Origin of the sequence: Mucilaginibacter aquariorum (assembly GCF_024498135.1) — a bacterium.
Lineage (GTDB): Bacteria > Bacteroidota > Bacteroidia > Sphingobacteriales > Sphingobacteriaceae > Mucilaginibacter > Mucilaginibacter aquariorum.
Window position 1 is genome coordinate 1 of sequence record NZ_JANHOH010000020.1, and the last position, 2757, is coordinate 2757.

Here is a 2757-nt window from a genome sequence, read left to right on the forward strand (position 1 = left end):
GCCCTGGTCTCGCTATGACCGAACAACCTGGCAATAAACGAATGTTCTCCATGGGTCATCGCTAACATATCTACCCCGTTCTGTTTGCAGTAATGCTGTAAGCCCTGATGGACGTCTTCGGCGAACACCTGATTGAAATTTAAGTGATGCTGGTCCAGGTATTTCCGAAAGGCCACCTCCGCGCCGATCTCGGTGACTACTTCCCCATGGGGAACCATATGGACAATGTCCAGTTGCGTACCCAGGCGAGCCGCCAGCTGGTGCAGGTAGCTGACCGCCGGAATATCGAAGTCGCCAAAATCGCTGGCAAAAAGCATCTTTTTAGGGATATCGCCACTCGCGGCCAGGGGAATAACCAGCACGGGCTTCTTCGCTTTACGGATCACTGCAGCCGTATCGCTGCCTGAAAGGAGGTGATCTAACGCGCCGCCAGACCTGCCGCCCATAACCACCAGTTCCACGTCGGGATCTTCTGTCAGTTCCGTGATCAGATCGCCCAGGCTGCCATCACCACTGCGCTCCGTGATCTCTGCTGCATAGCCCCTCATGGCCGCCACCTCCCTGAGCTTGTCCGCTTCCCGGATCAGGCGTTCCTTGCTGTCCTCGAACAACATGGTAGCCGTTTCGGTTACATAGGGACCGCCGCTGTCACTCGGGATCAGCGGGATATAAGGCAGGGTGTGGTATAGCAGGATACCTGTATCCATTTTCCGGGCCAGATGCAGTGCAGCCCCTGCTGCGTGGAAGGCGTTGGCGGTAAAATCGGTAAGGACCAATAACTTTTTCATTTCGGTTTCTTTTTTAAGGACCGCCATAATTTCAGCGCTTCATTTTGCAGGCGGCGCATACGCTCCATACAGTGTGCCTGCTCGTCTTTTTCGGCAAGCGGGAACTCCGTTTTCAGCTGATGCTGTCCCGGAGCGGAATTGATATTGATGCGGTCTTTTTTTGCCATAAACAAAGTTAACCAGCAAGCCTGCGCTCATGAATGATTTCAGCCACCAAAATAATTGACGTTAAGCACTTTGGCTATGCCGGTTCGGACACCCCAATTGCTGACGACGATCGGTTGGAACAATGACCGGCGTCATTGTTGAAGCTTCATTATCCTGATAGTTTTGTCTGTGAAAACAAGATGGCCGGACGGCTTCCGTCGGGCGGCATCGGAAATACGAACAAAGATGAATGCTATACTTAACCCTGAGATCCGCGAGATCATAGACGCGGTGCATTACCGGCCGGCATTGTCCCTGATCCTGCCGCTGGAAACTCATATCAGTTTAAAGAGCGAGATGGCCCGTGTGCTTAAAATCAAAGCCGATAAGGCAGAACGGGAACTGCGACAATATTATCCGGAAGAGCAGTGCGAGGCGGTTATGGAAAAACTTCATACCCTGATAGATCGCCTGGATATTCCTCCTAAAAAGAAAGGGATGGCCATTTATGTATCGCCCTTGTTCGAAAAGATACTTTACCTGGACAACCCGGTAGAAGAAAAACTGATCGTAGATGAATCCTTCGAGGTTCGTGACTTGCTTTATAACGCCAAACAAGCTATTCCATTTCTTTTATTGATCCTCAGCGGACAGGAATGCAAGCTTTTTTTGGGTGATCGTGATACCTTGCGCCCTTTGCCATCTAATATCCCCAAATCCATTTATGATTATGTAATGGATGGCCCTGAGCGAATGGGCAATTTCCCAGATAGCAGCGGGGATAAGCACACCGCCATCGACAACTTTTTGCGCCATATTGATGAAGAACTGGGTAATGTGATCCAGGAACACCACCTGCCGGTGCTGGTCATGGGAGCGGAAAGGATCATCGGTCAGTTTAAAAAACTGAGTAAACATACCGCTTCGGTGATCGGTTACGTGGCGGGTAATTATGAAAACGCTTCTGTTGCCGAGCTCACCGGACTGATCAGTCCTTATATAGCTGCCTGGAAAATAAAAAATCATCAACAATTGCTGGATAGTCTTGAAGAGGCCGCAGGGCAGCACCGGGTCGCTAAAGGCATACTAGAGGTATGGAAGGCTGCACATAGTGCCAAGGGTAAACTGCTCGTTGTGGAAAAGAATTATTGTTTTCCGGCACAGCATGGCCCTGAACCCGGTGTCATTGAAGCAGCGGCCGAACCCTATGATCATTTTGCCTATATCCGGGATGCGGTGGACGATGTGCTGGAAAAGGTACTGGCTACCGGCGGGGAGGTGGAATTCGTGGAAGACGGCTCACTGGCGCAGTTTGAGCATATCGCACTGATCAAATATTATCCATAATCCATATTTATTATACCTAAAAAATCAATGATCATGAAAACACAAGCAGTAATCCCGCTTACCGAGAGGGTTCCCGTATTGTACGAGGACCTTTTCAAACCCTGGAATGAATTATTTGACGGCCATTTATTCGGAAAAGAACTGAAAGTTCCCGCGGCTAACATCACGGAACACAAAGACCATTACCTGGTAGCGCTGTCCGCGCCCGGCCTGAAAAAAGACGATTTTAAGATCGATGTTGATGGCGATGTGCTAACGATCAGCAGTGAAAAAGAAGAAAGCAAGGAAGAGAAAGACGCAAAGTATACCCGAAAGGAATACAGTTATTCGTCTTTCAGCCGCAGCTTTACCCTTCCGGACAGTGCTGATAAAGAAAAAATTGTGGCTAAATATGAAGACGGGGTACTGAAGATCAACGTGCCGCGTGACCATAAGGCCAAAAGCCCTTCCGTGAAACATATCGCGGTAAATTAAG

4 protein-coding genes are annotated in these 2757 nt (G+C 49.4%); 2 read left to right on the top strand and 2 right to left on the bottom strand.

The window, feature by feature from the left end; all coding sequences use genetic code 11:
* Both NPE20_RS26760 and NPE20_RS26765 read right to left on the bottom strand, forming a co-directional pair.
* On the bottom strand, positions 1-788 hold a 788-nt coding region (locus NPE20_RS26760), incomplete at its 3' end, for a universal stress protein (protein ID WP_256541786.1).
* The gene (locus tag NPE20_RS26765) at positions 785-955 is read right to left on the bottom strand and encodes a hypothetical protein (protein WP_256541787.1); all 171 of its coding nucleotides are present in this window, start codon (positions 953-955) and stop codon (positions 785-787) included. The genes NPE20_RS26765 and NPE20_RS26760, both read right to left, overlap by 4 nt.
* Positions 956-1181: 226 nt before the next feature.
* Here NPE20_RS26765 and NPE20_RS26770 point away from each other — a divergent pair, with 226 nt between their 5' ends.
* Complete coding sequence (locus tag NPE20_RS26770) at positions 1182-2282, top strand: baeRF3 domain-containing protein (RefSeq protein ID WP_256541788.1); 1101 nt, start codon at positions 1182-1184, stop codon at positions 2280-2282.
* A 33-nt stretch (positions 2283-2315) separates the two neighbouring features.
* A complete protein-coding gene (locus tag NPE20_RS26775) occupies positions 2316-2756 on the top strand; it encodes an Hsp20/alpha crystallin family protein (protein ID WP_256541789.1) in 441 nt (146 codons plus the stop codon).
* Position 2757 lies beyond the last annotated feature (1 nt).

Bases quoted from the DNA above. Each gene is read 5' to 3' on its own strand.
- NPE20_RS26765 (WP_256541787.1), bottom strand. From the start codon at position 955: ATGGCAAAAAAAGACCGCATCAATATCAATTCCGCTCCGGGACAGCAT.
- NPE20_RS26770 (WP_256541788.1), top strand. From the start codon at position 1,182: ATGAATGCTATACTTAACCCTGAGATCCGCGAGATCATAGACGCGGTG.
- NPE20_RS26775 (WP_256541789.1), top strand. From the start codon at position 2,316: ATGAAAACACAAGCAGTAATCCCGCTTACCGAGAGGGTTCCCGTATTG.